The sequence below is a fragment of the Streptomyces sp. NBC_01384 genome, assembly GCF_045040035.1.
Lineage (GTDB): Bacteria > Actinomycetota > Actinomycetes > Streptomycetales > Streptomycetaceae > Streptomyces.
The window spans coordinates 9,801,758-9,827,474 of sequence record NZ_CP109559.1 but is presented as its reverse complement, the minus strand read 5'-3'; the positions used below and the strand labels follow the sequence as shown (position 1 = coordinate 9,827,474).

Below are 25,717 nucleotides of genomic sequence, written 5' to 3'. Positions count from 1 at the left end.
GCCATGCCGAAGACCGCGTCGCACCGTCCGAGCAGCCACGCCCCCGCCGCGCTGCTCACCTCGCTCGCCGAACTGCTGCGGGAGTGGCTGCCCCGGCAGCGCTGGTTCGCGGGCAAGGGCCACCCCGTCACCGGTCTGAGCGTGGTGTCCTCGACCGAGCTGTACCCGGACTGCCTGCACCTCCTCATACGCACCGAACACCTCAACCACCCCGCCGCCCACGGCGGCCCCGGAACTCCCCCGCCCGAGGACTGCTACCAGCTCCTGATCGGCGCACGGGAGGTCCTGCCACCCCGTCTCGTCCCCGCCCTCATCGGCCGCGCGAACGCGGGCCCACTGGCCGATCTGACCGTGTACGACGCCTTCCACGACCCGAAGGCCGCGGGTCTGCTCCTGGAGCGGCTGCGCACTCCGGGAAGCGCGGGCCCCCTCCTCTTCGAGCGGGACTCCCGGGTGACGGTTCCCGGCGGCCTCCCCTCCCGTCTCCTCGACACCGAGCAGTCGAACTCCTCACTCGTGTACGGGGATTCCTTCATCCTGAAGGTCTTCCGCCGCGTCCAGCCGGGCATCAACCCGGACTTGGAGGTGCCTTGGGCGCTGGCCCGGCTGGGCTGCACCCGCGTACCCGCCCCCGCGGCGTGGTTCGGCACCTCGCAGCCGCGGGAGGCGACGCTCGGAGTGCTCCAGCCGTATCTCCGCGATGCCGCCGACGGCTGGACCCTGGCGCTCCAATCGCTCACCTCGGGGCGGGAGTTCGCCGAGGAGGCGTACGAACTGGGTCGGGCCACCGCCGAAATACATCTGGCGCTGGCGGAGGCGTTTCCCGTGAACGTGCCGAGTCCGGTCCAGCACAGGCGACTTGCGGCCACGATGAGCGAGCGGCTCGACGCCACGGCCCGCTCCGTGCCCGAACTGCGGCCGTACGTGCCCGGGCTGCGGACCGCCTTCGACGCGCTCGCGGCGCTCGATGCGGCGATTCGTCCGGCACAGCGGGTCCACGGCGACCTCCACCTCGGACAGGTGCTGCGGGCCGGGCGGCAGTGGTCCGTCATCGACTTCGAGGGCGAGCCGGCCCGTCCGCTCACCGAGCGCCGGCGCCTCCAGTCCCCCGTACGCGATGTCGCGGGCATGCTGCGCTCCTTCGACTACGCGGCGCGGTCCCGTCACCCATGGCGCCCGGAGTGGGCGCAGCGCTGCCGGGAGGCCTACTGCGCGGGCTACGCCGCCACGGCGGCGTGGGACCCGCGCGAAGAACCCGAACTGCTGCGCGCGTACGAGACGGACAGGGCCGTGTACGAAGTGCTGTACGAGGCAAGACACCGGCCCGACTGGCTGCCTGTTCCGATGGCGGCGGTCGGGCGCCTCGCCGAAGACCCTGTCGACGGCTCGGTCGAAGGCTCCGCCGAGGGCCCTGCCGGCGGCTCCGTCGGCGGGCTTGAGAACCCGTAGTCCGTGATCCGCCCCACCCCTTCCCCTCGAGGAGGCTGAAACCGTGGCAGTTCCCACCAGCGCCGTTGGCGCGAGGCCGGTAGCTCCGTTGGACGCGACGGACCGGGCGCGCCTGCTGTCGGGCGCCCACCACGATCCGCACGCACTCCTCGGTGCTCATCCGGTGCCGGACGGCATCGTGTTCCGCGTGCTGCGTCCGTACGCCGAGGCCGTCGCGGTAGTGGCCGACGGGCTCCACACGGAGCTGCGGGAGACGGATGGCGGCCTCTTCTCGGGGGTACTGCCGCTCGACACGATCCCCGAGTACATGGTGTCGGTGACGTACGCGGGAACCGAGTGCGAGGTGCAGGACCCGTATCGCTTCCTGCCCACGCTGGGCGAGCTCGATCTCCATCTGATCGGCGAGGGCCGCCACGAGGAGCTGTGGCGGGCACTCGGGGCGCACCCCATGACCCACCAGGGCGTGACCGGCACCCGTTTCACGGTCTGGGCGCCGAACGCACAAGGGGTCAGGGTGTGCGGGGACTTCTGCCGCTGGGACGGCACCGCGTACCCCATGCGCTCGCTCGGCTCGACGGGCGTCTGGGAGCTGTTTCTGCCCGGCGTCGGCGAGGGCGAGCTCTACAAGTTCGAGATCACCCGCCCGGACGGCTCCCGTACCCTGCGGGCCGACCCGATGGCCCGGCGCACCGAGGTACCGCCGCGCACGTCGTCCGTCGTGCACTCCTCGCACCACACATGGCGGGACGAGGAGTGGATGGCGCGGCGGGGGGACCGTCCGGTGCACGAGGCGCCGTTCTCGGTGTACGAGGTGCATCTGCCGTCCTGGCGCCCCGGGCTGACGTATCGGCAGTTGGCCGAGCAGCTTCCCGCCTACGTCTGTGACCTGGGCTTCACGCATGTGGAGCTGATGCCGGTGGCCGAGCATCCCTTCGGCGGGTCGTGGGGCTACCAGGTCACCGGCTTCTACGCCCCGACCGCGCGGCTGGGCACCCCCGACGACTTCAAATACCTCGTCGACGCCCTGCACCGGGCCGGGATCGGGGTCCTCATGGACTGGGTGCCGGCCCACTTCCCGCGCGACGACTGGGCGCTGGCGGAGTTCGACGGGCGTCCGCTGTACGAGCACGCCGACCCCCAGCGAGCCGCGCACCCCGACTGGGGCACGCTGGAATTCGACTTCGGGCGCCGCGAGGTACGCAACTTCCTGGTCGCCAACGCGGTGTACTGGTGCCAGGAGTTCCACATCGACGGGCTGCGCGTGGACGCCGTCGCCTCGATGCTCTACCTCGACTACTCACGCGAGCCGGGCCAGTGGACACCCAACGAACACGGCGGCCGGGAGAACCTCGACGCCGTCGCCTTCCTGCAGGAGATGAACGCCACCGTCTACCGCCGCGCGCCGGGTGTGGTGACCATCGCCGAGGAGTCGACGGCCTGGGACGGCGTCACCCGGGCCACCCACCACACCGGTCCCGGTGGCTTCGGCGGGCTGGGCTTCGGGCTGAAGTGGAACATGGGATGGATGCACGACTCGCTGGGATACGTGGCCCACGAGCCGATCCACCGCAAGTACCACCACAACGAGATGACGTTCTCGATGGTGTACGCCTACAGCGAGAACTACGTCCTGCCCATCTCCCACGACGAGGTCGTCCACGGCAAACGCTCCCTGGTGTCGAAAATGCCGGGCGACTGGTGGCAACAACGCGCCACCACCCGCGCCTACCTCGCCTTCATGTGGGCCCACCCCGGCAAACAACTCCTCTTCATGGGACAGGAATTCGCCCAGGGCGCCGAATGGTCCGAGACACACGGCCCGGACTGGTGGCTGCTGGACCCCGCCTACGCAGCCGAACCCGACCACCGGGGTGTACGCGACCTGGTCCGCGACCTCAACACCGTCTACCGCGACGAACCCGCCCTCTGGCAGCGCGACACCGACCCCGCCGGCTTCACCTGGACCGCCGGGGACGCCGCCGACGACAACGTCCTCGCCTTCCTCCGCCACGACGCCGACGGCACACCCCTCCTCGCCGTCTCGCACTTCTCACCCGTGGTCCGGCACGACTACCGGCTCGGTGTCCCCGAGGACATCCCCGCCTGGCACGAAATCCTCAACACCGACGCCGCGCGCTACGGCGGCAGCGACGTCCGCAACCCCCACCCCGTCAAACCCGAACCCCACCCCGCCCACGGCCGCCCCGCCAGCCTGCGGCTGACCCTGCCCCCACTCGCCACCATCTGGCTCCGCCCCGCCTGACCACGCGGCGGAGCCACACCATGCCACAGCCCCGCGCCCCTCGAGACTCCCGGCCCGTCCGGCGTTCGAGGGCGAGGCCGTTCAGGCCGAAGCGGGGTTGAAGGGGCGGAGCCCCCGGGGGATGGGCGTGGAAAGGGGGTCAGGGGGAGGACGGTTTGCCTGGTGTGGCGATCCAGGTGTGGAACAGCACGTCGAGATCCTTGCCGGACAGCTGCTCGGAGAGGCGGATGAACTGGGCGGTGGTGCCGTGGCCCCCACGGTGATCGGTGGCCCAGGTGCGCAGGATCCGGAAGAACGTCTTGTCACCGACGGCCGTACGCAGCTTGTGCAGCGCCATGGCACCACGCGCGTAGACGGGCGTGTCGAAGATGTGCGCTCCGCTCCCGGGATCGGCCGACGGGAACGCCCACAGGCCGTCGCCGGCCGGAGTGGCGTACAGGGAGTCGAAGGTCTGCTGCGCGGTCTTTCCGCCGTGCTGCTCGGCGTAGAGCCACTCGGCGTACGTCGCGAAGCCCTCGTTGAGCCAGATGTCCTTCCAGGCGGTGAGGGTGACGGAGTCGCCGAACCACTGGTGCGCGCTTTCGTGGACGAGGGTGCTCAGGTCCGGCGCCGAGTCGTAGACGGGACGGGTCTGGGTCTCCAGCGCGTATCCGACCTGCGGAGCCCGGTCGACGATGGACCCGGCGGCGCGGAAGGGGTAGGGGCCGAAGAGACCGCTCTCCCATGCCAGGACGGACGGCAGTTTCTTCAGGACGGGCGCCGCGGCGGTCGCCTCGCGGGGGTCGACGGCGTTGTAGACCTTCAGGCCGTCGGCGGTGGTGTACTGCTCGACCTTGAACTTACCGACCGTCGCCGTGGCGAGGTAGGCCGCCATCGGCTCGGACTGCCGCCAGCGGAACGTCGTACGGCCGTGGGTGGTCGTCTGCCCGCGGAGGACTCCGTTGGCCACGGCGGTGTGTCCCTTGGGGACGGTGATGGTGAAGTCGTACGAGGCCTTGTCCTTGGGGTGGCTGTTGGCGGGGAACCACGTCATGGCGCCCTGCGGCTCGCCGGCCACGAACGCGCCGTCGTCGGTGGGGATCCATCCGTCCAGGGAGCCGTCCGGGTCGGTGACCGGTTCGGGCTTGCCCGAGTAGGTGACAGTGACTCGGAATTCCTGATTCCGCTGGACGGCATGACGGGGGGTGATCACCAGTTCCTGGCCGTCGCGGCGGTAGGACGCCTTGACGTGATCGACGGTGACACCGCTGACCTTCAGCCCGCTGAAGTCGAGGTCGAAGCGGGTCAGTCGCTGGGTGGCCCGGGCGGTGATCACCGCCTTGCCGTCGAGATGGCGGCTCTGAGGGTCGTAGCCGAGGGTCAGGTCGTAGTGCCGGACGTCGTAGCCGCCGTTGCCCGAGAGCGGGAAGTACGGGTCCCCCGCGCCGGATGCGCCCACCGTTCCGGCCGCCGCCGGGCCCGCCGCGACGAGCAGGGCCGCGACGGCGACGGGAACCGCGGCGACAACGGCCTCTCGACTGAGGACAGTTGTGCGTCTGACGGCCTGATGCGGGCGTGGCCTCACGTTGACTCCTCCGGTGCGACGGTGATCGGGTGATCGCGCGATCTGATGATCAATGGCCCACAGCCTATGAGCCTGTGGGCCGGAGACCCTCTTGATCCGGTCAAGTCGTCGTCAGGCGCGGTGTGCCGTTCCGCCGGGCCCGGATCACGACCGTTCCCCAGGAGGCGTTGGTGCGATCGGTGGGCCGGAAGACGTAATCGGTGGCGAAGCCCGACTCGGCGAGGATGCGCAGCCATCCCGTGACGCTGTACATCCAGCGGACCGTCCACATCGACCGCGCCGGGCCGGTGCGGACGAGCAGGCGGCGCCGTCCCTCGGGCGTTCCGGCGGAGCGGGCGAGGCAGGACAGGACGAGCCGCCCGCCGGGCTTGAGCCGCTCCGCGATACGGGGCAGCAGCCGGTGCGGGTCGGAGAACCAGGCCGCACCGTAGTTGGAGAACGCGGCGTCGAGCGGTGGCAGGTGAGGGGCGATCGCTACGGCGTCACCGAGCCACCACTCCAGCGTCTCGACGTCGGAGAAGCCGGTGGTGGCGTGGTGGATGCGTACCGGGGAGACATCGATGCCGATACCGCGGGCGATGCCGTGCTTCGCCAGTCCGGCGAGCTGAGTCCCCTGCCCGCAGCCGAGTTCCGCGACGGTCGCGCCGCCGAGCGCACCGAGAAGTTCGGATCCGGGGCCCGGCGCGGTCCGGAACATCCAGTCCATCGCCTCCGGGCGTGCCCGTCGGGGTTGTCCGACGAGGTCCCAGGTGGCGGCGTTGAGCCTGGCGTCGTGGCTGTTCTGATCGAGGACGAGCGGGATGACGGACAAGGGGCTTGGCTCCTCTGCGGTCGGCCGGCGGCAAGTCGGCGGGGTCGCGCCCCGGCCCGTTCCTGTGGAACCGCCCCCGAGTGTCTCCCCGGGAGGACACTGCTCGGCCGGCTCGCCGGCTCGCGGGAGATCGCCGAGGTGATCCTCTTCCTCGGTGATCCTCTTCCTCGCCTCGGACCGCGTCGGTCACCTCACCGGCGCGACGCTCGCGGCGGACGCCGGGCGCACCGCCGTCCAGGTGGGGTCCGTCGAGGACGGGTCCGTCCGGGACGGTCGTCGAGCCGAAGTCAGCGGGCCAGGCGACCCAGCAGTGACGAGGCGGACAGGATGCCGAGGGCCGCGGCCAGGACGAGGACCCCGTAGTCGAGAGCCAGGTGAGCGGGCGTGCCGAGCAGGAGGCCGCGCAGCGCGTCCACCTGGTAGCTCAGCGGGTTGACCTTGCTGATCGCCTGGAGCCAGCCGGGCATGACGGCGACCGGATAGAGGGCGTTGGAGCCGAAGAACAGCGGCATCGTGATGGCCTGGCCGATGCCCATCAGTCGGTCGCGGGTGAGCACGATGCCCGCGATGGTCATGGAGAGACAGGAGAAGAAGGCCGAGCCGAGGACCACGGCCACCGCGACTCCGAGCAGCCGCAGGGGGTTCCAGGTCATCGCCACCCCGAGCAGCGCGGCGATGACGACGACCACGATCGCCTGGATCAGCGCCTTCACCCCGGCGGCGAAGGCCTTGCCGGTGATGAGCGCCGCGCGCGGGGTCGGGGTGACGAGGAGCTTGGTGAGGATCCCCGCGTCCCGCTCCCAGATGATCATGATGCCGTAGAAGATGGCGATGAACATCGCGGACTGGGCGATGATGCCGGGCGCGAGGTAGTCGAGGTAGGGGATGCCGCCGGTGGGTATCGCCCTGATCCGGGTGAAGGTCTCGCCGAAGATCAGCAGCCACAGTGCCGGCTGGACCGCCCGGGTGTACAGCTCGGTGCGGTCGTGGCGGAGCTTCTGCAGTTCGACCGCGCACATCGCGCCGACCCGGGCGGGCAGCACTCGCCAGCCGGTACGGGCGCGCGGCGGGACCACGAGAAGGTCGAGGCCGCCCGGGTGAACGCCGTCGGCCGGCTCAGCCGAGACGGGACGCGGTGCGGCGGGTGCTTCGGACATCGCTGAAGTCTCCTGACTGGTCGTCGAGGCCGCTGCCCGCGATGTCGCGGAAGACGTCCTCCAGCGTGGGCAGTTCACCGTTCTTCCCGGCGCCGCGCCGCTCGCCGAGACCCGTCCGCAGCTCGTCGGGGGTACCGAGGGCGCGAACGCGGCCGCGGTGCATCAGCGCGACCCGGTCGCAGTACTGGTCGGCCTCGTCCATGTAGTGGGTCGTCACGAGGACGGTCATGCCGGTGGCGGCGCGTACGGCGTTGATGCGCTCCCAGACGCTCGTCCGGGCGATCGGGTCGAGGCCGATGGTCGGCTCGTCGAGGATCAGCAGCCGGGGAGCGCTCACCAGTGCCTGGGCGAGTTCGAGTCGGCGGACCATGCCGCCGGAGTAGGTCTTGGCGAGCCGGTCGGCCGCGTCGGTGAGGTCGACCGCCGCGAGTGCCTGCTCGACACGTGCCGCGCGCTCCTTGCGGGAGACATCGAAGACGCGGGCGAAGAGGGCCACGTTCTCCCGGCCGGTGAGCCCGGAGTCGGCCGACAGCTGCTGCGGTACGTAGCCGAGCAGGCGGCGTACCGCCATGCGTTCGCGGGTGGCGTCGTGCCCGAAGACCTGGACCATGCCGGCGGGGACCGGCAGGAGCGTGGTGATGCAGCGGATCGCGGTGGTCTTGCCCGCGCCGTTGGGCCCGAGCAGTCCGAACACCTCGCCGTCGTGGACCGAGAGTTCGAGCCCGTCGACCGCGGTCGTGTCGCCGAAGGCGTATGCGAGCCCGGCGCAGGTGACGGCGTCCGGTCCGGCATCCGCCGCTGCCCTCTCCAAGGCGGGGTCTCCCCCACCGGTCGTGTTCCGCGTCATGTCTCCTCGGCCTCCTCGTGCAGGTTCACCGCCAGCTTGCGGAGGGCCGGTAGGGCCGCCTCCAGGGCCGCGCGGTCGGCCTCGTCCAGGCAGGCGACCTGGCGGCGTACGAGGGCAGCGCGCCGCTGCCGCCAGTCGATCAGCCGTGCCTGAGCGGCCGGCGTGGGCAGCAGGCGCGCGGCCCGCCGGTCGGCCGGGTCCGTCTCACGGATCAGATAGCCGTCTCGCGCCAGTTGGTTGACCAGCGTCGAGACCGAATTACCAGCCAGGTAGAGCTCTTTGGCGGCCTCCGACACACCGATGCCCGGACGCGCCACGACCAGCCGCAACAGCTCGACCTCGGCGCCGCGCAGCCGCGGGGCGGCCATACCGCTGCGCAGCCGCCGCCGGATCAGCCGCTGCACTCCGGCCAGGGTGTCGGCCAGTTCCTCGGGAAAGCTCTCCGACTCCACGTTTTCGAGAATAGCTCTGTAGCAGAGGTAATACGGGAAAGAGAGGGTCAAGGCCCGGCGAAGCCGCCACCACATGCCGCTCGAAGCCCGTACCCCCTGGTAGAGACCAGTGCCCTCGTGATGGAGTTGCCCCACCAGGCACCAGGCAAAAGGAGACCTCCGTGACCGCGACCGGCACCTCGCTTCCGTGGCACCGTTCCTGCGCGGCGCTCAGGAACGGACTGCATCTGCAGACGCTGATGGCTCAAGCCGTGGAGAGCTGACTCCTCCTCCCGCTGAACGCGTCAGGCCGTGTACCGCCGCAGGGCGGGCGTCGCCGTGGCCAGGGCCACCGTGGCGACGATCACCAGGAGGCCGCCGCCCACCACTGCGGTGCGGGCGCCCAGGACGGACCCGGCCGTTCCGTGCAGGACGTCGGCCAGTCGCGGGCCGCCCGCGACCACCACGGTGAACACGCCCTGCATCCGGCCGCGCATCTCGTCCGTGGCGGCCGACAGCAGGATCGCGCCGCGGAAGACCATGGAGACCATGTCGGCGAATCCGGCGGCGGCGAGGAACGCCACGGCCACCCAGAGGCTGCTGCTCAGGCCGAACCCGGTGATGGCCGCTCCCCAGGCCATGACCGCGGCGATCACCATGAGCCCGTGCCGGTGCGCGCGGGAGAACGTGCCCGACATCAGGCCGCCGATCACCGCGCCGATCGGAATCGCCGCGAACAGCAGACCGAGCGCGAGGCCTTCGCCGTAGGGCGCGTACGTCTGGGCGGCGAGCTGCGGGAACAGCGCCCGGGGCATGCCGAGGACCATGGCGATGATGTCGGCGAGGAAGGACAGCAGCAGCACCTTGTGCAGCGCGATGTAGCGGAATCCGGCGGCGACCTCGCGCCACCCCGCCCGTTTGGCCGACGGTCCCGTCAGCGGCGGCAGGGAGGGCAGCCGTACCACCGCCCACACGGTGACGCACAGCGCCAGGGCGTCGATCAGATAGAGCTCGCCCAGGCCGATGACGGGAATCAGGGCGCCGGCGAGCAGCGGTCCGGCCACCAGGCCGGTCTGCATGACGGTCGAGCCGAGCGCGTTCGCCGCGGGCAGTTCGTGCTCGGGGACGAGTCGGGCGATGGAGGCGTTGCGGGCCGGGGAGTTGAGGCCGAAGAAGGCCTGCTGGAGTGCGAGCAGGATCATCAGGACGAGTACGGAGTCGAGTCCGGTGACGGCCTGTATCCAGAAGAGCAGTGAGGTGACGGCTATGCCGGTGTTGGTGATGAGGAGCAGCTTGCGCCGGTCCATGCTGTCGGCGACCGCTCCGCCCCACAGCGCGAAGACGACGAGCGGCACCAGACCGGCGAGGCTCGCGTAGCCGACCCAGGCGGAGGACCCGGTGATGTCGTAGATCTGCTTGGGCACGGCGACGGCGGTGAGCTGACTGCCCACCGCAGTGACGATGGTCGAGGACCAGAGTCTGCGGTACGCGGGGCGCCGCAGCGGGCGGGTGTCCATCGTCCAGCGGCGCCAGCCGCGCCGGTCCGCCCGCCCCGGTCCCGCCGCCCGGTCGCGTTCCGCCGGCTCGGCCGCCGACCCGTTGTCCGTCCCGTCTGTACTGCTCTTGCTGGTGTCCACGACCGTCCTGGCTGCTCGATACATCTTTCGGTGTCAGGGTTCACTATCGCGGAACGGGGGCGCGGGGGAGCCCCGTGGACCCCGCTCGTCCGCCCTGACGCGCCAGGCGTACGCCGTCTAGAGACGCTGAGTGCGACTGCATACGGCTGTGTGAACCCGAGCACAACGGAGAGCGACCAAGGCGACTGAGGCGTCGAGGTGCGGGCGGGTACCGGTGAGGCGCATTCTTGCTGTGGTACCCCCTGACGGCGGGCGGACGAGGGCAGACCGATGACTGGGAGCGCCGAGTGTGAGGACCAGGCGCTGGACAGCCTGGCCGCCCTGCTCAGCGGGGCCGTGGCGGACGCGATCCGGGCCGCCCGCGGCTTCGCGGGCGGCGTGTATCTGCGTTCGAGCGCGCCCGGAGTGCTCCGGCTGGCCGTCCTCGCGGGGTTGCCCGGTCATCTGTTCCGTTTCTGGCGGCGCCTGCCCCTGGACCGGCCGTTCCCGGCCGCCGACTCGCACCGACTGGGCATGGAGGTGCTGCTCGCCGACGCCACGGAGACGATGCGCCGATATCCGCAGCTCGCGGCCGGGCTGCCGTTCCAGTTCGGTTCGTTGTACGTCCCCGTCGTGGGAGCCTCGACGTCCTTCGGGGTCCTGACCGTTCTGCGCCCTGCCGCCTCGGACGCCACCGAGGTGCTGCCGGACCGTGACCGGATGACTGCGGTGGCGGAGAATCTGGGGGCCGCGCTGTCGGCGCTGGAGAAGGACGGTGCCGATGTCGTCTGGGACGGGGAGCCGTTGTGTGTGCGGCCGCCCGCCGGCGGCCCGGCGCCGCGGTGTCTGGGGCGGTTCACCTGGGACCCGGCCGGGGGCGGGGTCACCGGGGACGACGCGCTGTGCGCCCTGCTCGGCACCGGCCCCCCGCCTTCCCCTGGACGCCGCAGGCGCTCACCCACGCGCTGGCCCTCGACGACCCGCACGTACTGCTGGCCGCGCTGCACGAGACCGCGGCCGGGCGACCGCCGGCCCATCCGCTGCCCGTGCACACGGTGCACGGTGGTGTACGGCTGCTGGAGTTGTGGACCTCGGGCAACGCGCTGGTCCCGCCGTACACGGTCAACGGCGCGGTCGTCGATCCGGGCCCGGCACCGGCCGCGGACAGTGCGGCGGACCTGCTCCCGGAGGGCGTGTTCGCGCTGGACCGGCTCGGGCTGATCACCTACGTGAATCCACGCGCCGCCGAGCTCCTCGGCCGGCCGCGGACGCAGCTGCTGGGGCGTTCGCTGTGGCAGGCCGTGCCCTGGCTGGACCAGCCGTCCTACGAGGATCATCTGCGGGGGGCGCTGCTGTCGCCGGAGCCGGTGCACTTCCAGGTCGCGCGCCCGCGCGGGAACCGCCGGGTACCGGCGCCGGGCGAGGGCGACACCTGGCTGACGCTGTCCGTCTACCCCGGCCCCAACAGTCTGACGTGCAAGCTGATCCCGATGGGGCGGGTCGCGGACACCACGGAGGCCCCGGAGCTGGCGGAGGCCCCAAAGACGGCGGAGTTCGCGGAGGCCGCGCCGGTCGCCGCGCGGTCGGCGCAGGCCGGGCCGTCCGGCCTCGCCGAGCCCGCGGCCGGGGTCACCACGATCGCGCTGTACCGGCCCATAGTCCTCGCCATCGCGCTGACCGAGGCCGTGACGGCCCGGCAGGTGTCCGAGGTGGTGATGCGGGAGCTGCTGCCCGCGTTCGGCGGACGGCGGCTCGCGATCTATCTGTTGCAGGACCGGCGCCTGTACCTGGCCTGGGAGACCGGCTTCCCGCAGGGATTCCTCGCCCCCTTCGACGGGGTCGGACTGGACGCCAAGCTGCCCGGCGTCGAGACGCTCACCAGCGGCCGCCCCCTGTTCTTCGAGTCGATGCCCCAACTGTCGGCCGCCTATCCCGGCCTCGCGCTCGACTCCAAGCACGGAGCCCGGGCCTTCCTGCCGCTGATCGCCTCGGGACGCCCGGTCGGTTCCTGCATCCTCGGCTTCGACCGTCCGCACAGCTTCACCACCGAGGAACGCTCCGTACTGACGGCGCTCGCCGGACTCATCGCGCAGGCCCTGGAGCGGGCGCGGCGCTACGACTCCGAGGCCGCCCTCGCCCGTGGCCTGCAGGAGGCGCTGCTCCCGCACCGGCTGTCGGCGCACCCGCAGGTGGAGACCGCCGGGCGCTATCTGTCCGGCACCAAGGGCTTGGACGTGGGCGGCGACTGGTACGACGTCGTGGAGGCCGGCGACGGACTGGCCCTGGTCATCGGCGACGTCCAGGGCCACGGGGTCCAGGCCGCGGCCACCATGGGCCAACTGCGCAGCGCGGTCAGGGCGTTCGCACTCGGCGATCACACTCCCGACGAGGTGATGAGCCACACCAACCGGCTGCTCATCGACCTTGACCCGGGTCAGTTCGCGAGTTGCTGCTACATCAGGCTGGACCCGGTGACCGGCGTCGCCCGGGCCGCGCGCGCCGGGCATCCGCAGCCCCTATTGCGCCACCCCGACGGCCGCGCCGAGGTCCTGAACCTGCCCGGCGGGGTGGTGCTCGGCGTGGACCCGCAGGCCCACTACCCGGTGGCGGACCTGCTGCTGGAACCCGACGCCGTGCTGGCCCTCTACACGGACGGCCTGGTCGAGTGCCCCGGGGCCGACATCGACGACGGGATCGAGAGACTCCGCGCGACACTGGCCCGCGCGGGCACCCCGCACGCCCGGCCCGGCGCCTCCTCCCTGTCCCGCGCGGCCGACCTGCTGACCGAGGAGGCCCGGCAGGCCACCGAGCGCCCCGACGACATCGCGCTCCTGCTCACCACCCGCCGGTCCACGCGCGAGGGCCGCCACTGACGCGACGGCCCTCGCCCGCGAACCCCCTCAGTGGGCCGCGTCCAGGCGTTCCCGCTGCTCCGGCGTCAGCTCCAGGTCCACGGCCGCCAGGTTCTCCTCCAACTGCGCCACGGACGACATGCCGACCAAGGGGATCACCGGCAGCGCGCCGCCCAGTTGCCAGGCGAGCACCACCTGGTTCGGGCTCGCTCCCGTCTCCCGCGCCACCGCCCGCAGCGCGGCGAGCCGGGGCGGGGTGCCCGGGTGGTCGTAGTCCGCGGACAGCGGCTTGTCCTCCCGTACGTAGGCGCCGCGCAGCAGCGGCGAGTACGCGACCAGGGTCAGGGCGGGCTCGGCACGGAGATAACTGAGGAGTTCCGCGGTCGTGCCGCCGAGGCTGCCGTCCGGGAAGAGCGCGTCGGGTATGTCGGTGCGGGGCCGCAGCAGACTGTGCTGGTACTGCAGGACCTCGTAGCCGGGCAGTCCGGCCGCCGCGGCGAGGGCGCGGGCCCGCTCCACCCGCCAGATGGCGTGGTTGCTCGCCCCGAGCAGTCCGACGGTCCCCTCCGCCACGAGTTCCCCGAACCCCTCCATGGTTTCCCGTGGGTCGACGGTGCGGTCCTCGATGTGGGCGTACAGCAGGTCGATCCGGTCCAGGCCGAGGCGTTCCCGGCTGCGCTCGGCCGCCTCACGTATGACCTTCGCCGACAGTCCTTCCGGGTTGTCGGTGTAGCCGGTGCCGGGGGCCAGCGGGCGGGCGCCGAGCTTGGTCGCGAAGACGATCTCGTCGCCGATTCCCCGGCTGCGCCGCCACCGGCCGAGCAGTTCCTCGCTCTGCCCGCCCTGGCTGCCGTCGGTCCAGAAGGCGTAGTTGTCGGACGTGTCGACGAAGTTCCCGCCCGCCTCGACATAGCGGTCCAGTACGGCGAAGGAGGTCTTCTCGTCCGTCACCGAGCCGAACAGCATCGCGCCGAGAGCGAGCACGCTCACCTCACGGCGGGCCTTCGGATCGGTGCCGATGGTCCGGTACTTCATGGTGGTCCCTCCTGTTCGGGCCCGACCGTCCGGGGGGCCTGAACAGGAGTCTGGAACTTGAAGAGCACTTCAACGCAAGGCCTTGAACGGTCCTTCCAGAGCCGCCCACTGCAACAGCATGATCGTCTTGGCGTCAGCGATCTCCCCGGAGCGGATCATGGCCAGGGCCCTGCGGAAGGGCAGTTCGACGGTCTCGATGTCCTCACCCTCCTCGTCCAGGCCGCCGCCCTCGTGGGTCCGGGTGGAGGGGCCGTAGGAGGCGGCGTAGAAGCTCACCCGCTCGGTGACCGAACCGGGGCTCATGTAGACGTCGAAGACGTGCTGGACCTCGCCGACGGTGTGCCCGGTCTCCTCGATGACCTCACGCCGTACAGCGACTTCGGGGTGCTCGTCCGCCTCGTCGAGCAGCCCGCCCGGTGTCTCGACCAGCATGCCGGACGGATGGCCGTTGGTGTACACGGGGTAGCGGAACTGCCTGGTCAGGAGCACGGTTTCGCGCTCGGCGTCGTACAGCAGGAGGGTGGCTCCGTTGCCGCGGTCGTGCGTCTCGCGCTCCTGGGTGCTCCAGGTGCCGTCGGCGTGCTGGAAGTCGAAGGTGGTGGTGCGCTCCACGTACCAGTGGCTGGACAGGAGGGTCACGTCGCGGACCTTGACCCGGGGGTTGCCGGTCAGATCGCGGCCGACGCGGTCGAGTCCGGTGCGGCCCCGGCGGTCGGGGGTGTCGATTCCTGCGGTCATCGTGCGCCGGCCGCGCGGGCGCGGGAGAAGTCGTTCATGGCCACTGTCTACCATCCCTGCCCGAACATCGAGGCCACAGCGGCGCTTCACCCGTCTAGGCTCACGGCATGGAACAGACGGAGATCATCCTGCGCGCCATCGGCGTGCTCACCGAGACCAACGCGATGGTGCGCAGGATCGCCCAGGACGAGGACGCCGAGGTCGAGTCGACCGAGACCCAGCTGGGCGCGCTCGTGACGGAGGTGTTCCCCAGGGTCGAGGTGCCGGGCGACGCCGGTCCCGCGGAGGCCGGACAGGCCGTCGCGGACGCCTACCTGCCCGCCACCATCTCGCTCGTGGGCGCCTTCGCTTTCCTGTTCTCCGAACTCGCCGACATCCACGACTCCGGACGCACCGACATCAAGACGGCCGATCTCCTCCAGAACCTCGCCCTGCGCATGTCCAGGGCCGACAACACCTGAGGGGACTCCGTCAGGTCGCTCCCGATCTCGGGAGTCAGGACGGCACGGGGACTTCCGGGCCCAGGCGTTCCTCGCTGAGGAACGCCTGGGCGCCGGTCACGACGGACCAGGCCCGGTCACCTCTTCTGCTCGACGCGCACCCAGTCGACCTCGGCCTGCACTCCCCCGGCCGCGACCTGGTCGACACTGGACTGTGGCAGCCCCCAGTACGGAGCGGTGACCTTGTTCCATCCCGCGGGGTAGGCGCCGCCCAGGGCGAGGTTGAGAATGACGTACTGGTTGTGGTCGAAGACCCATTGGCCACGGGTCGATTCCAGCTTGTTGCGCGTCGTCTCCTGGACCAGGGCGTCGTCGACATAGAAGCGCATGGCTGTCGGTGTCCACTCCACGGCGTACGTGTGCCACTGGTCGGCGCGGCCCCCCGCGGGGTAGGTCTGGCGGGCACCGATGTTGCCGTCGGCCGAGTAGCCGGGGCCGTGCAGGGCCGTGCTGGTCCAGTCCCCGTAGCCGATGTTCTCCATGATGTCCGTCTCGCCGGACGCCGGCCACGAGACCGACGGGTCGTCGACGTTGCTGCCCAGCAACCAGAAGGCGGGCCAGAAGCCGTCCCCGACCGGCAGCTTCATCCGGGCGCTGACCCGCCCGTAGGTGAAGTCGAACTTGGTGTTGGTGTCGATCCGCCCGGAGGTGAAGTCGTAGGTCCCGCCCCCGGCCTGGGTGCAGCCCTTGCAGTACTTGGCCTTCAGGAGGAGGTTACCGTTCTGGGTGGTGATGTTGTCGGTGGAGTCGACGTACGCCTGGGACTCGCCGTTGACCGGGCCCATCTCCTGCCCGGTTCTGACGACGCGCCACTTGGAGCGGTCGAGACTCGCGCCCGTGAAGTCGTCGAAGAACGTCGTCTGATAGGTGCCCGGCTGCTCCGCGGGCAGTGCGGGATACGCGGCGGCGGCGCTGCCTCCCGTGCCCCAGACCTGGAACTCGTAGAGAGAGTAGCCGAACTGGGCCGTCGCGGGCGCCGGGTTGTAGAAGGACCGGCGTTCCTTGCCGAGCATCCGCACATAACGGCCGGTCGTGGGCTGCGGCAGGGTGACGGAGTCGTGGCGGCCCACCGCGTCCGCGGGGGATTTCACGTCGGCGCGGCGGGCGGCGACCTCGGCGGCGGACGGCTGGTAGACGGTGCGCCAGGTTCTGTTGTCGTCGGAGACCTGGAGTTGGTAGTCGACCGCGTAGGCCGCCTCCCAGTACAGGTCGACGGTGTCGATGGTCGAGGTCGCGCCCAGGTCGACGGAGATCCAGCGGTCGGCGTTCCAGTCGCTGGACCAGCGGGTCGAGTCGGCCTTGAGGTCGGCCGGCCAGCCTCCGTCGGTGGCGAAGGCGGGTGAATTGCCCGCGTGCTGGTAGAGGTTGGAGTAGGCCGGGTGGTTCAGCGCGAGGTTGGTGCGGGTGGTCGAGGCCGGGGCCGGTTCGCCGCCGTAGACCTTGAAGGCGTACAACGAGTAGCCGTACGGAGTGGCCCGTTCGATACCACGCATCCGTACGTAGCGGCCGGTGACCTCCTGCGGGTAGGTATGGGCGGTGACCGACCCTCCTGAGCCGGCGGTCTCGGTGTAGAACGGCGTCCAGTCGGTGCCGTTCCTGGATGCCTCCAGGACGTATCGCTTGCCGTAGGCGGCCTCCCAGTCCAGGACGACCTGGTCGATGCGCAGGGTGGCACCCAGGTCGATACGGATCCAGGCGTCGTCCGCGAACTGACTCGACCAGCGTGTCGAGGCGTCGCCGTCGAAGGCGAGGCCCGGCGTGGTGCCGGTGTTCTCGCTGCCCGAGGCGGTCACGGCGCCGGGGTTCGCGGTGTAGGCGGCCGCGGCCCGGTCGGTGTCCCAGGTGGCGCCGGCGGCCGCCGCGACACGCTCGGGCGCCGGGACGGCGAAGGCCGGTGCCGGCCAGAGCAGCGACAGGGTGGCGAGGGCGATCATCAGCGTGCGGTGGATGCGGGATGGCATACGGCTCTCCTGAGGGAGGTTGGGGGTGCCGGTTCCGTGCTGATGTGCGGGGTGGTCACGTGGTGACGCCGAGGTGCTCCGGCGCCGATCGAGCGCCGCTTCCTGAAGCGGCCTTGATCCAAGAACGGGCCCTAGGACAGGCTCTGGAGCGCCGGGGTCGACCGGCGCGCGATCACGTGCGTGGGCAGGACGACGGGGGCGGTCGGCGACTCCTGGCCCGCGAGGCGGGCCAGCAGGATGCGGGCGGCCGTCTCCCCCATCTCCCGCATGGGTTGGCGGACGGTACTCAGCGAGGGCTCGGTGTGCCGGGCCACCGGGATGTCGTCGAAGCCGATCACCGCGATGTCGTCGGGCACACGGATCCCGGCGTCCCGCAGGGCGCCCAGAGCGCCCACCGCCGCGAGGTCGTTGTGCGCGAAGACCGCGTCGAACTCCCAGCCCTCGGCGAGCAGTCGGCGCACCGTCTCGCGCCCGTCGGCCTCGGTGAAGTCGCCCTCGACGACCAGTTCGAGCCCCACGCCGTGTTCGGCACAGGCGGCTCTGAACCCCGCGAGCCGGTCGCGTACACAGCCGAACCGCGCGGGCCCGGTGAGTACCAGCGGTCTGCGCCGGCCCCCTGCCAGCAGGTGGCGGGCAGCCGCCGCTCCGCCCTCGGTGTTGGCGGCCGTGACGGACGGGAACTCCGGGTGGTGTCCCCGGTCGTCGACGAGGACAACGGGCAGGCCGTCGCGGTGCAGCGCCGTCAGCATCTCGAGGGTGTTCTCGGGCTCCACCACGAGCAGCCCGTCGAACGCGCGCGCCGACACCTGGCTGGTGAAACGAGCCACGGATTCGGCGCCCCGGTTGCAGGTGAACAGCAGCAGCCCGAAGCCGGCGGCTTCCACCGTGTCGACGACGCCCTGCAGCACCTCGCCCATCCACGGCCAGGTCAGCGAGGGCACCAGCATGCCCACCGTCCGGCTGCTGCCCCGGGCCAGCCCGACGGCACCCGAACTGGGTACATAGCCCATGCGGTCGATGACCTCGCGGACACGGGCAGCGGTCGATGCCTCGACCTCGCCACGGGTGTTCAGCACCCGCGACACGGTCGTCTTGCTCACGCCGGCCGCCTGGGCCACATCGGCGATGGTCACGGCCACAACTGCCTCCCGGCACACGGGGATCGCGGCTTCACGCGCCGTCGGCGGAACCGGTACCGGGAGCGGTACCGGAACCGGTTCCGGCGCTGGGCGGGGAGTCAACCGGACTGGCATGGTGCCGTCAATACTTCACGCCGAGATTGCCTGGGCCGAACCTCAACGCCTGCCTTTCCTTCGGAACGTGAACGCACCCGAAGGCGCCTCCCGTGCCGGCGCGGGGTCAGCCCGTACCCCCACCTCAGGAGTGCGGAACCACCGCCACCGGGCAGGGCGCGTGGTGCATCACCGCATGGGCCACCGAACCGATCCGCGGCCCCACCGCCGAGTGCTGGGCGCGGCGACCGACGACCATCAGCTGGGCCCGCTCCGCCAGCGACAGCAGTACCTGCCCGGCGCTGCCCATCTCGACGTGCTGTGTGACGGGCACGTCGGGGAAGCGCTCCCGCCACGGCTGGAGCGCCTCGGCGAGCGCCTTCTTCTCGTACGGCTCCAGCCCCCCGGCCTCGTCCAGCAGCTTCAGCGAGCCGGGGCTGTAGGCGAACACCGGCGGCAGGCTCCACGCCCGTACGGCGCGCACCGCGGCGCCCCGTGCCGCCGCGGTCTCGAACGCGAACCGCAGGCCGGCCGCGCTGTCGTCCGGACCGCCCTGCTGGCCCACGACGATCTCCCGGCCGCCCACTTCGGACGCCGCGCGGTCGTCGGCCCGCACCAGGACGACCGGGCACGGGGCCTCGGCGATCACCTGCTGGCCGACGGAACCGAGCAGGAAGCCGACCACCGTACCGTGACCGCGGGATCCGAGGACCAGCGTCCCAGCCGCCGCGGCCTCGGCCAGCAGGGAGTCGACGGCGCCGCCGTCCAGGACCTCGGCCGTCACCGGCAGGTCCGTGTGCCGGTCGGCGACGGTGCGGCCCGCTTCCTCGACCATGTCCCTTGCCCAACGGGCCTGTTCGTTCCGGTCTCCGCCGCCGAACAGTTCGTGGTGGGACCACTGCCAGGCGTACACCACGCGCAGCGGCAGCCCGCGGCGGACGGCTTCTCTGCCCGCCCAGGCCAGCGCGGCCCGGCTCTCGGGGGATCCGTCCACGCCCACGGTGATCCGGTCGGTCATGCGCCTGCCTCTCCGTCGCCGGCTCGCCCGCCCTGCCGGTCCCTCAACCCTGCTGACCGGTCCAGTGTCCGTCACCGTCACCGCCGAGTCGCGCGGGGCCCGGGGCTCCGCCTACGCCGACTGGCGCACCACGAGTTCCGGATCGAAGATCACCGAGGTGGGCTCGGTGCGCGCCCCGGAGGTGCTCGTCGAGGAGCCGGGCCATCACCGAGGCCATCCTCGACGGGCTGCCGCACGGTGGCCGGCGGTGGACGGCAGGCCGTCGCCGCGCCGGAGTCGTCGAAGCCGATGACCGCGACGTCGTCGGGCACCCGTCTGCCCCGCTCCCGCAGCACTTGGCACGCGCCCTGCGCCATCAGGTCGTCGGCCGCGAACACCCCGTCGACGTCGGGGTGTTCGGCCGGCAGTCCGGACATCGCGGCAATGACCCCGCTCCGCCGGGTGCGCCGAGGAACGGAACCAGGGATGCGCCCGCCGTCGTGTGCGCACCTCTTGAAGACAATCACCCGCCGCCCGACGCACTCGGCAGTGCCCAGACATCACTGAACTACCGCAAAACATATGCTTGTTGAGGTCTTATCGAGCAACAATCCGAGGCACTCGTGTGACAAGTCTTGACGCTGCGTTCACACGGATGAAGCATGCATCGGCAAGAGAGCGCTCCCCGCACCTCCCACCGTTCACTTTCTGAACAAGGAGAGTCGCCCCCCATGCCCCACATCCCCATGGATTCCCCGGACTCCGGCCGGTCCCTGCCGGCCAGACGGTCCGTCCTCGGAGCGATGGCCGCCACCGCGGCCGCGCCCACGCTGCTCGGTCTGTCCTCGCCGGCGTCCGCCGCGCCCGTCAGGCAGCCGCAAGCCCTGCCGGGCGGCGGCGATCTCGGCCCGAACGTCATCGTGTTCGACCCCTCGACCTCCGGCATCCAGGCCAAACTGGACGAGGTGTTCCGACAGCAGGAGTCGGCCCAGTTCGGCACGGGCCGCTACGCGCTGCTGTTCAAGCCGGGCACCTACAACGGACTCAACGCCCAACTCGGCTTCTACACCTCGATCGCGGGCCTCGGCCTGTCCCCCGACGACACGACGATCAACGGCGATGTGACCGTCGACGCGGGCTGGTTCAACGGCAACGCCACCCAGAACTTCTGGCGTTCGGCGGAGAATCTCGCCCTCACCCCGGTCAGCGGCACCAACCGGTGGGCGGTCGCCCAGGCCGCGCCGTTCCGGCGGATGCACGTCAAGGGCGGTCTCAACCTCGCCCCCACCGGCTACGGCTGGGCCAGCGGCGGCTACATCGCCGACAGCCGCATCGACGGGTCGGTCGGACCGTACTCGCAGCAGCAGTGGTACACCCGCGACAGTTCGGTGGGCGGCTGGGCCAACGCCGTCTGGAACATGGTCTTCTCCGGTGTCCAGGGCGCACCCGCGCAGTCCTTCCCGAGCCCGCCGTACACCACGCTCGACACCACGCCGGTGTCGAGGGAGAAGCCGTTCCTGTACCTCAACGGCAGCGAGTACCGCGTCTTCCTGCCGGAGCAGCGCACCAACGCGCGCGGCACCACCTGGGGCAGCGGCACCCCGCGCGGCACATCGCTGCCGCTCACCCAGTTCTACGTGGCCAAGCCCGGCGTCACCGCCGCCACCCTGAACGCCGCGCTCACGCAGGGACTCCATCTACTGCTGACTCCGGGGATCTACCACCTCGACCAGCCGATCCAGGTCAACCGCGCGGGCACCGTGGTCCTCGGGCTCGGTTACGCCACCCTGACCCCGGACAACGGCGTCACCGCGCTGAAGACAGCCGACGTCGACGGGGTGCGGCTCGCGGGATTCCTCATCGACGCCGGACCGGTGAACTCGTCGACGCTGCTGGAGGTGGGCCCCACGGGGGCTTCCGCGAACCACTCCGCCAACCCGACCACCGTCCAGGACGTCTTCGTCCGCATCGGCGGCGCGGGCGCCGGCAAGGCCACCACCAGCATGGTGATCAACAGCCGCAACACGATCATCGACCACACCTGGGTCTGGCGCGCCGACCATGGCACCGGCGTCGGCTGGGAGACCAACCGGGCCGACTACGGCATCCGCGTCAACGGCGACGACGTCCTGGCCACCGGTCTGTTCGTCGAGCACTTCAACAAGTACGACGTCCAGTGGTACGGCCAGCGCGGGCGCACCATCTTCTTCCAGAACGAGAAGGCGTACGACGCGCCGAACCAGGCCGCCATCCAGAACGGCAGCGTCAAGGGGTACGCGGCCTACAAGGTCGCCGACTCCGTGACCACGCACGAGGGATGGGGCCTGGGCAGCTACTGCTACTACAACGTCGATCCGACGATCGTCCAGCACAACGGATTCGCCGCGCCGAACACACCCGGCGTGAAGTTCCACGACCTGCTGGTCATCTCGCTGGGCGGCCAGGGTCAGTACGAGCACGTCGTCAACGAGACCGGCGCACCCACGTCGGGCACCTCGACGGTGCCGTCCACCGTGGTCTCGTACCCCTGACCGCCCCGCGCGGAGCCTGACGTCAGCAGGACGTCAGGCTCCCGAGGTCCACCGCGTCGGCCATCGCCTGCATCCCCTTGTCGTTGGGGTGCAGGTGATCGCCGCCGTCGAAGAACGGAAGGATCAGCTGCGGCTCGTACGGATTGCGCGTGATCCTGTCGAAGTCCGTCACGGCGTCGAGCGCGCCGCTGTTCCTGATCCAGTCGTTGACGCCCTGGCGTACGGCCTCGGCAGCGGCGTCGTACTCGGACCAGCCCTTGAACGGCATCACGGTCGCTCCGACGACACACTTGCCCGCCGCGTGGGCCCGGTCGATGATCTGCCGATAGCCGGCGATCATGTCGTCCACCGTGACGCCGGAATGGGCCTTGATGTCGTTGATGCCTTCGAAGAGGAAGACCGTGCGGACCCCGGGCTGGGAGAGGACGTCACGCTGGAGTCTGTTCAGGGCGGCCTGCCCGGCGCCGTCCGCGAGCACCTTGTTTCCCGAGATCCCCTCGTTCGCCACTCCCTTCACGGTGAGCCCGGACGCGGCCTGGAGCCGCCGGGACAGATAGTCGGGCCAGCGGCGGTTCTCGTCCGTCGTCGAGGCCCAGCCGTCGGTGATGGAGTCGCCTAGCGTCACCACCGAGCCGACCGCAGCGGACATCTCCACGTCGACGGCGTCCAGCCAGTACCAGGAGCCCATCGGATCGGTCCAGTTGGCCGCGCCCTCTTCGGCTGCGTGGTTGCCCGCGGTCGCGTAGTTGGTCTGCATGGCCATGCCGTGACCGGTCGTCGGTCCCTGGGCACCGGTCACGTACAGGCTGATGACCAGGTTGCTCTGGGCGGCCAGTTTTCCGGGCAGCGGATCGCTGAGCACGGTCTCGCCGGCCGGGACGGTGACGGACGCGGCCCCGCCGAAGGACAGCTGCCGGTTGGAGCCGTGGACCAGTTCCGCACCCTGCTTCCGCAGTCCGGCGTACGCGCTCGCGAAGGTCACCGGGTGCTCACCGAAGGCGTTGGACAGCCGGATCCGCATGTTCGTGCCGCCGACGCTGGTGCGCACGATCAGCCGGTAGCTGCGGTCGGCGGGTCCCGCGCCCTGCCGGTCGGCGCTGGCGCCCCAGGTGACCACGGAGTGCTTCGCCTGCGACGCGGCGGCGGGCGTCACCGGCATGCCCGCCGAGGCCCCCGGCTGCGCCGCCGCCGAGGCGGTCAGGGGTCCGCAGACCGCGAGGAGCAGCGCCGATACGACGCCCACGGCGCGGCGGCGGAACCGGGCGCCGCTCATCCGAGGCCCCTCAGGGTGACGGACTCACCGGGCTTGAGGCTGACCTTGCGCGAGGCGCTGCCCACGACGACGGTCGTCTCGCGGCCGCCGACGCTCTTCAGCGTGGCCCGGGTCACCTTGCCGTTCTTCCAGCTGAGGTCGGCGACGAAGCCGCCGCGGACGCCCACGCCGGACACCGAGCCGGATGCCGCCCAGGCGGCGGGCAGGGCGGGCAGCAGCTCGATGTGTCCGGGCCGTGAGTAGACCAGCATCTCGACGATCGCCGCGGGGGTGCCGAAGTTCGCCTCGATCTGGAAGATGCCGCGGCCCGTCTCCACCTCGTAGATGTCGAAGAGGTTCATCGCGCTGCCGTTGCTGCCGTTGACCGACGGCTTCAGGTTGTTGACGACCAGCTGGTAGGCCTTCTCCGCGTTCTTCAGCCGCGCCCAGCACAGGCTGCGCCAGGCGTTGGCCCAGCCGAAGCTGTTCATGCCGCGCGCGGTGAGCAGGGCGGTCGCGCCGTCGAGGATGTCCTTCGGGGTGGAGCCGTCCGGACGGATCCGGTCACCGGGGAACAGGCCGATGAGCGGGGAGAGGTGCCGGTGGGTGGTCTCGCCGAGGTTGTCGGGCGACATCCACTCCTCCAGCCAGCCGGTCTTGGGGCTGACCACGGGCAGGTAGAGGCGCGCCCGCAGACCGTCGATGGTCTTGCGGTAGGCGGCGTCCTGGGCGAGCACCTCGGTCGCGGTGTGGTAGTTGCCGAAGAGGTTCCACACCAGTTCCTGGGCGTACGTGATGCCCTTGGCGTCGAGCGGGCCCTGTTCGGGCGACCAGTCGCTGTCGGCGATCAGGACCTCGCGCTCGGTCCCGGACGCGTCGGTGACGGTCGTGGTGATGAGGCGGGCCTCCCAGAACTGCACGGCGCCCTTGAGGAGGGGGTAGATCTTCTTGAGGTAGGCGCGGTCCTGCGTGTACTCGTAGTGCTCGAACAGGCTCTGGCAGATCCAGGCGTTGCCGGCCGGGTGCCACCACCAGCCGCCCCCGCCATAGGGGTTGGTGGAGATCGCCACGGTCCAGCCGGCGATCTTTCCGCTGGAGTTGCGGTACCTGTTGGTGGGGTCGTTGAACAGCCGCTGGGTGACCTCCGTCCAGTCGGGCAGTTGTACGAGGCAGTAGTCGGTGAAGGCGTCGAAGCAGTCGGACAGGCCCGCCCGGTCGGCCATCCAGTAGTTCATCTGGAGGTTGATGTCGGTGTGGTAGTCGGCCATCCAGTCCGGGTCGTTGCCGTCCAGCCAGGGGCCCTGGAGGCCCATCGGCAGGCTGCCCCGGGATCCGGAGATCATGAGGTAGCGGCCGAACTGCAGGTAGGCGGCCTCGAGTTCCGGGTCGGGGATGTCGTCCCGGTGGCGCGCCCGCAGCCGCTCCAAGGTGTCCAGTTCGCGCTGCGCGGCGGAGGACGTGCCGAGGTTGATGTCCAGCTGTCCGAACACGGCCAGGAAGTCGGCGACATGCGTGTGCAGCAGGGTGCTCGCCGAGTGGCCGGCCGCGTTCAGGACCTTGGTCCTGGCGAGGCGCTCCGGGGCCAGGGACGGGTCGCGGAACTTCGTCGCCGCGTCGGGCACGTAGTTGGTACCACCGCTGACGACGACGGTGAGGTCCTTGCAGCCGCTGAACGCGATCGACGTACCGTCGACGCGGACCCTGCCCGTGCCGCTGTACGCGGTGACGGCGGCGCCGTACTTCAGGCCGTTGGCCAAAGAGGCGCCGAACGACGCGTAACGGCCCGCGCTGTTGGCGGTGGTGGACTCGCCGTGGGTGCCCGCGAGGGAGACGGTACCGGTGTAGGAGCCGCCGCCCTGCTGGGAGAAGTACAGGACGATGGCGTCGTCGGGGCGGCTGGCGAAGATCTGCCGCCGGTAGGTGACGCCGGAGATGTCGTACGAGGTGCTGATCAGGCCCTGGGCCAGGTCGAGGGAGCGACGGTAGTTGTTGACGTTGCCCAGGTCGTGGTCGGGGAGGGCGACGGTGAGCTCGGCCAGCATCGTCAGGGAGCCGAAGTCGTCGCGGCCGTACGGGAACTGACCGTCACTCTGCAGCTTGTCGTTGAGACCGCCGGTCCACAGGGTGGCGTCGGTGATCATCAGGAGTTCGCCGGCGGGGTCGTTGCTCGCGAGCACGCCGAGGCGCCCGTTCCCGAGCGGCAGCCCCTGCTCGATCATCGACTTGGCGGAACCGGGAGCCCCCCACCACAGCTGGTTCTTCGCGGCGTCGGCCGCGGACAGCATGGGCGATGCGGTGGGGCGCAGGGGGGCCGCCGAGGCGGTGAAGGCGGGCAGACCGCCCAGTGCGGTGACCGCGCCGGCTGCGGCGGCGAGGGCGAGGAAGCCTCGGCGGCTGGGGGTGTTGTCGTGTGATGCGGTGTGCTGGATGTCCACGGTTGTGCACTCCATATCCGGGAGCGGCTCGTGCGGGAACGACGGC

Annotated in this window: 17 protein-coding genes and 2 pseudogenes; 5 read left to right on the top strand and 14 right to left on the bottom strand. The window is 70.9% G+C overall.

Going from position 1 to position 25,717, the window contains the following annotated elements; genetic code table 11:
- The first annotated feature begins 3 nt into the window (after positions 1-3).
- Positions 4-1,449 carry a maltokinase N-terminal cap-like domain-containing protein gene (locus tag OG747_RS45115; RefSeq protein ID WP_405885166.1) on the top strand — a complete coding sequence of 482 codons (1,446 nt, stop codon included), beginning with the start codon at positions 4-6 and terminating at the stop codon, positions 1,447-1,449.
- A gap of 43 nt (positions 1,450-1,492) precedes the next feature.
- Entirely contained in the window at positions 1,493-3,712 is a 2,220-nt protein-coding gene (gene glgB / locus OG747_RS45110; RefSeq protein ID WP_405885165.1) for a 1,4-alpha-glucan branching enzyme, read from the top strand.
- Between the two features lie 139 nt (positions 3,713-3,851).
- Here glgB and OG747_RS45105 read toward each other — a convergent pair whose 3' ends face one another.
- The 6 genes from OG747_RS45105 to OG747_RS45080 all read right to left on the bottom strand — a co-directional run bounded on the left by OG747_RS45105 (position 3,852) and on the right by OG747_RS45080 (position 10,159).
- Positions 3,852-5,276: a M1 family metallopeptidase gene (locus tag OG747_RS45105; protein WP_405885164.1), complete on the bottom strand. Its 1,425-nt coding sequence runs from the start codon at positions 5,274-5,276 to the stop codon at positions 3,852-3,854.
- Positions 5,277-5,376: 100 nt separating this feature from the next.
- The gene (locus OG747_RS45100; RefSeq protein WP_405885163.1) at positions 5,377-6,087 is read right to left on the bottom strand and encodes a class I SAM-dependent methyltransferase; all 711 of its coding nucleotides are present in this window, start codon (positions 6,085-6,087) and stop codon (positions 5,377-5,379) included.
- Between the two features lie 287 nt (positions 6,088-6,374).
- On the bottom strand, positions 6,375-7,244 hold the full coding sequence (locus OG747_RS45095; protein WP_405885162.1) for an ABC transporter permease: 870 nt from the start codon (positions 7,242-7,244) through the stop codon (positions 6,375-6,377).
- The gene (locus tag OG747_RS45090; protein ID WP_405885161.1) at positions 7,204-8,091 is read right to left on the bottom strand and encodes an ATP-binding cassette domain-containing protein; all 888 of its coding nucleotides are present in this window, start codon (positions 8,089-8,091) and stop codon (positions 7,204-7,206) included. Before OG747_RS45090 ends, OG747_RS45095 begins: the two co-directional genes overlap by 41 nt.
- Complete coding sequence (locus OG747_RS45085; RefSeq protein WP_405885160.1) at positions 8,088-8,543, bottom strand: MarR family winged helix-turn-helix transcriptional regulator; 456 nt, start codon at positions 8,541-8,543, stop codon at positions 8,088-8,090. Before OG747_RS45085 ends, OG747_RS45090 begins: the two co-directional genes overlap by 4 nt.
- A gap of 284 nt (positions 8,544-8,827) precedes the next feature.
- Positions 8,828-10,159, bottom strand: a complete 1,332-nt coding sequence (locus OG747_RS45080; protein ID WP_405885159.1) for an MFS transporter — start codon at positions 10,157-10,159, stop codon at positions 8,828-8,830.
- 270 nt (positions 10,160-10,429) lie between these two features.
- On the opposite strand from OG747_RS45080, the pseudogene OG747_RS45075 reads away from it, so the two are divergent.
- A pseudogene (locus OG747_RS45075) lies at positions 10,430-13,011 on the top strand (SpoIIE family protein phosphatase).
- 27 nt (positions 13,012-13,038) lie between these two features.
- Here OG747_RS45075 and OG747_RS45070 read toward each other — a convergent pair.
- Both OG747_RS45070 and OG747_RS45065 read right to left on the bottom strand, forming a co-directional pair.
- Positions 13,039-14,025: an aldo/keto reductase gene (locus OG747_RS45070; protein ID WP_405885158.1), complete on the bottom strand. Its 987-nt coding sequence runs from the start codon at positions 14,023-14,025 to the stop codon at positions 13,039-13,041.
- 69 nt (positions 14,026-14,094) lie between these two features.
- A complete protein-coding gene (locus OG747_RS45065; RefSeq protein ID WP_405885157.1) occupies positions 14,095-14,763 on the bottom strand; it encodes an NUDIX domain-containing protein in 669 nt (222 codons plus the stop codon).
- Positions 14,764-14,870: 107 nt separating this feature from the next.
- On the opposite strand from OG747_RS45065, the gene OG747_RS45060 reads away from it, so the two are divergent.
- Positions 14,871-15,224: a hypothetical protein gene (locus OG747_RS45060; protein WP_405885156.1), complete on the top strand. Its 354-nt coding sequence runs from the start codon at positions 14,871-14,873 to the stop codon at positions 15,222-15,224.
- Between the two features lie 116 nt (positions 15,225-15,340).
- Here OG747_RS45060 and OG747_RS45055 read toward each other — a convergent pair whose 3' ends face one another.
- The 4 genes and pseudogenes from OG747_RS45055 to OG747_RS45040 form a co-directional block, all read right to left on the bottom strand.
- Positions 15,341-17,224 (bottom strand): discoidin domain-containing protein, encoded by a 1,884-nt coding sequence (locus OG747_RS45055; protein WP_405885155.1) that lies wholly within the window; start codon positions 17,222-17,224, stop codon positions 15,341-15,343.
- A gap of 131 nt (positions 17,225-17,355) precedes the next feature.
- Entirely contained in the window at positions 17,356-18,363 is a 1,008-nt protein-coding gene (locus OG747_RS45050) for a LacI family DNA-binding transcriptional regulator (protein ID WP_405885154.1), read from the bottom strand.
- A gap of 238 nt (positions 18,364-18,601) precedes the next feature.
- A complete protein-coding gene (locus OG747_RS45045; protein WP_405885153.1) occupies positions 18,602-19,474 on the bottom strand; it encodes a universal stress protein in 873 nt (290 codons plus the stop codon).
- A 111-nt stretch (positions 19,475-19,585) separates the two neighbouring features.
- A pseudogene (locus OG747_RS45040) lies at positions 19,586-19,917 on the bottom strand (substrate-binding domain-containing protein); the annotation flags it as partial.
- 267 nt (positions 19,918-20,184) lie between these two features.
- On the opposite strand from OG747_RS45040, the gene OG747_RS45035 reads away from it, so the two are divergent.
- Entirely contained in the window at positions 20,185-21,984 is a 1,800-nt protein-coding gene (locus OG747_RS45035; RefSeq protein ID WP_405885152.1) for a coagulation factor 5/8 type domain-containing protein, read from the top strand.
- 22 nt (positions 21,985-22,006) lie between these two features.
- Here OG747_RS45035 and OG747_RS45030 read toward each other — a convergent pair whose 3' ends face one another.
- Positions 22,007-23,257, bottom strand: a complete 1,251-nt coding sequence (locus OG747_RS45030; protein ID WP_405885151.1) for an SGNH/GDSL hydrolase family protein — start codon at positions 23,255-23,257, stop codon at positions 22,007-22,009.
- Positions 23,254-25,686, bottom strand: a complete 2,433-nt coding sequence (locus tag OG747_RS45025) for a glycosyl hydrolase family 95 catalytic domain-containing protein (protein WP_405885150.1) — start codon at positions 25,684-25,686, stop codon at positions 23,254-23,256. The genes OG747_RS45030 and OG747_RS45025 overlap by 4 nt, the downstream gene beginning before the upstream one ends.
- Between the last annotated feature and the right edge of the window lie 31 nt (positions 25,687-25,717).

What these genes read in the sequence shown, in the direction of transcription:
- OG747_RS45115 (WP_405885166.1), top strand. Translation starts at nt 4, where the DNA reads ATGCCGAAGACCGCGTCGCACCGTCCGAGCAGCCACGCCCCCGCCGCG.
- OG747_RS45095 (WP_405885162.1), bottom strand. Translation starts at nt 7,244, where the DNA reads ATGTCCGAAGCACCCGCCGCACCGCGTCCCGTCTCGGCTGAGCCGGCC.
- OG747_RS45090 (WP_405885161.1), bottom strand. Translation starts at nt 8,091, where the DNA reads ATGACGCGGAACACGACCGGTGGGGGAGACCCCGCCTTGGAGAGGGCA.
- OG747_RS45070 (WP_405885158.1), bottom strand. Translation starts at nt 14,025, where the DNA reads ATGAAGTACCGGACCATCGGCACCGATCCGAAGGCCCGCCGTGAGGTG.
- OG747_RS45065 (WP_405885157.1), bottom strand. Translation starts at nt 14,763, where the DNA reads ATGACCGCAGGAATCGACACCCCCGACCGCCGGGGCCGCACCGGACTC.
- OG747_RS45060 (WP_405885156.1), top strand. Translation starts at nt 14,871, where the DNA reads ATGGAACAGACGGAGATCATCCTGCGCGCCATCGGCGTGCTCACCGAG.
- OG747_RS45055 (WP_405885155.1), bottom strand. Translation starts at nt 17,224, where the DNA reads ATGCCATCCCGCATCCACCGCACGCTGATGATCGCCCTCGCCACCCTG.
- OG747_RS45045 (WP_405885153.1), bottom strand. Translation starts at nt 19,474, where the DNA reads ATGACCGACCGGATCACCGTGGGCGTGGACGGATCCCCCGAGAGCCGG.
- OG747_RS45035 (WP_405885152.1), top strand. Translation starts at nt 20,185, where the DNA reads ATGCCCCACATCCCCATGGATTCCCCGGACTCCGGCCGGTCCCTGCCG.
- OG747_RS45030 (WP_405885151.1), bottom strand. Translation starts at nt 23,257, where the DNA reads ATGAGCGGCGCCCGGTTCCGCCGCCGCGCCGTGGGCGTCGTATCGGCG.
- OG747_RS45025 (WP_405885150.1), bottom strand. Translation starts at nt 25,686, where the DNA reads ATGGAGTGCACAACCGTGGACATCCAGCACACCGCATCACACGACAAC.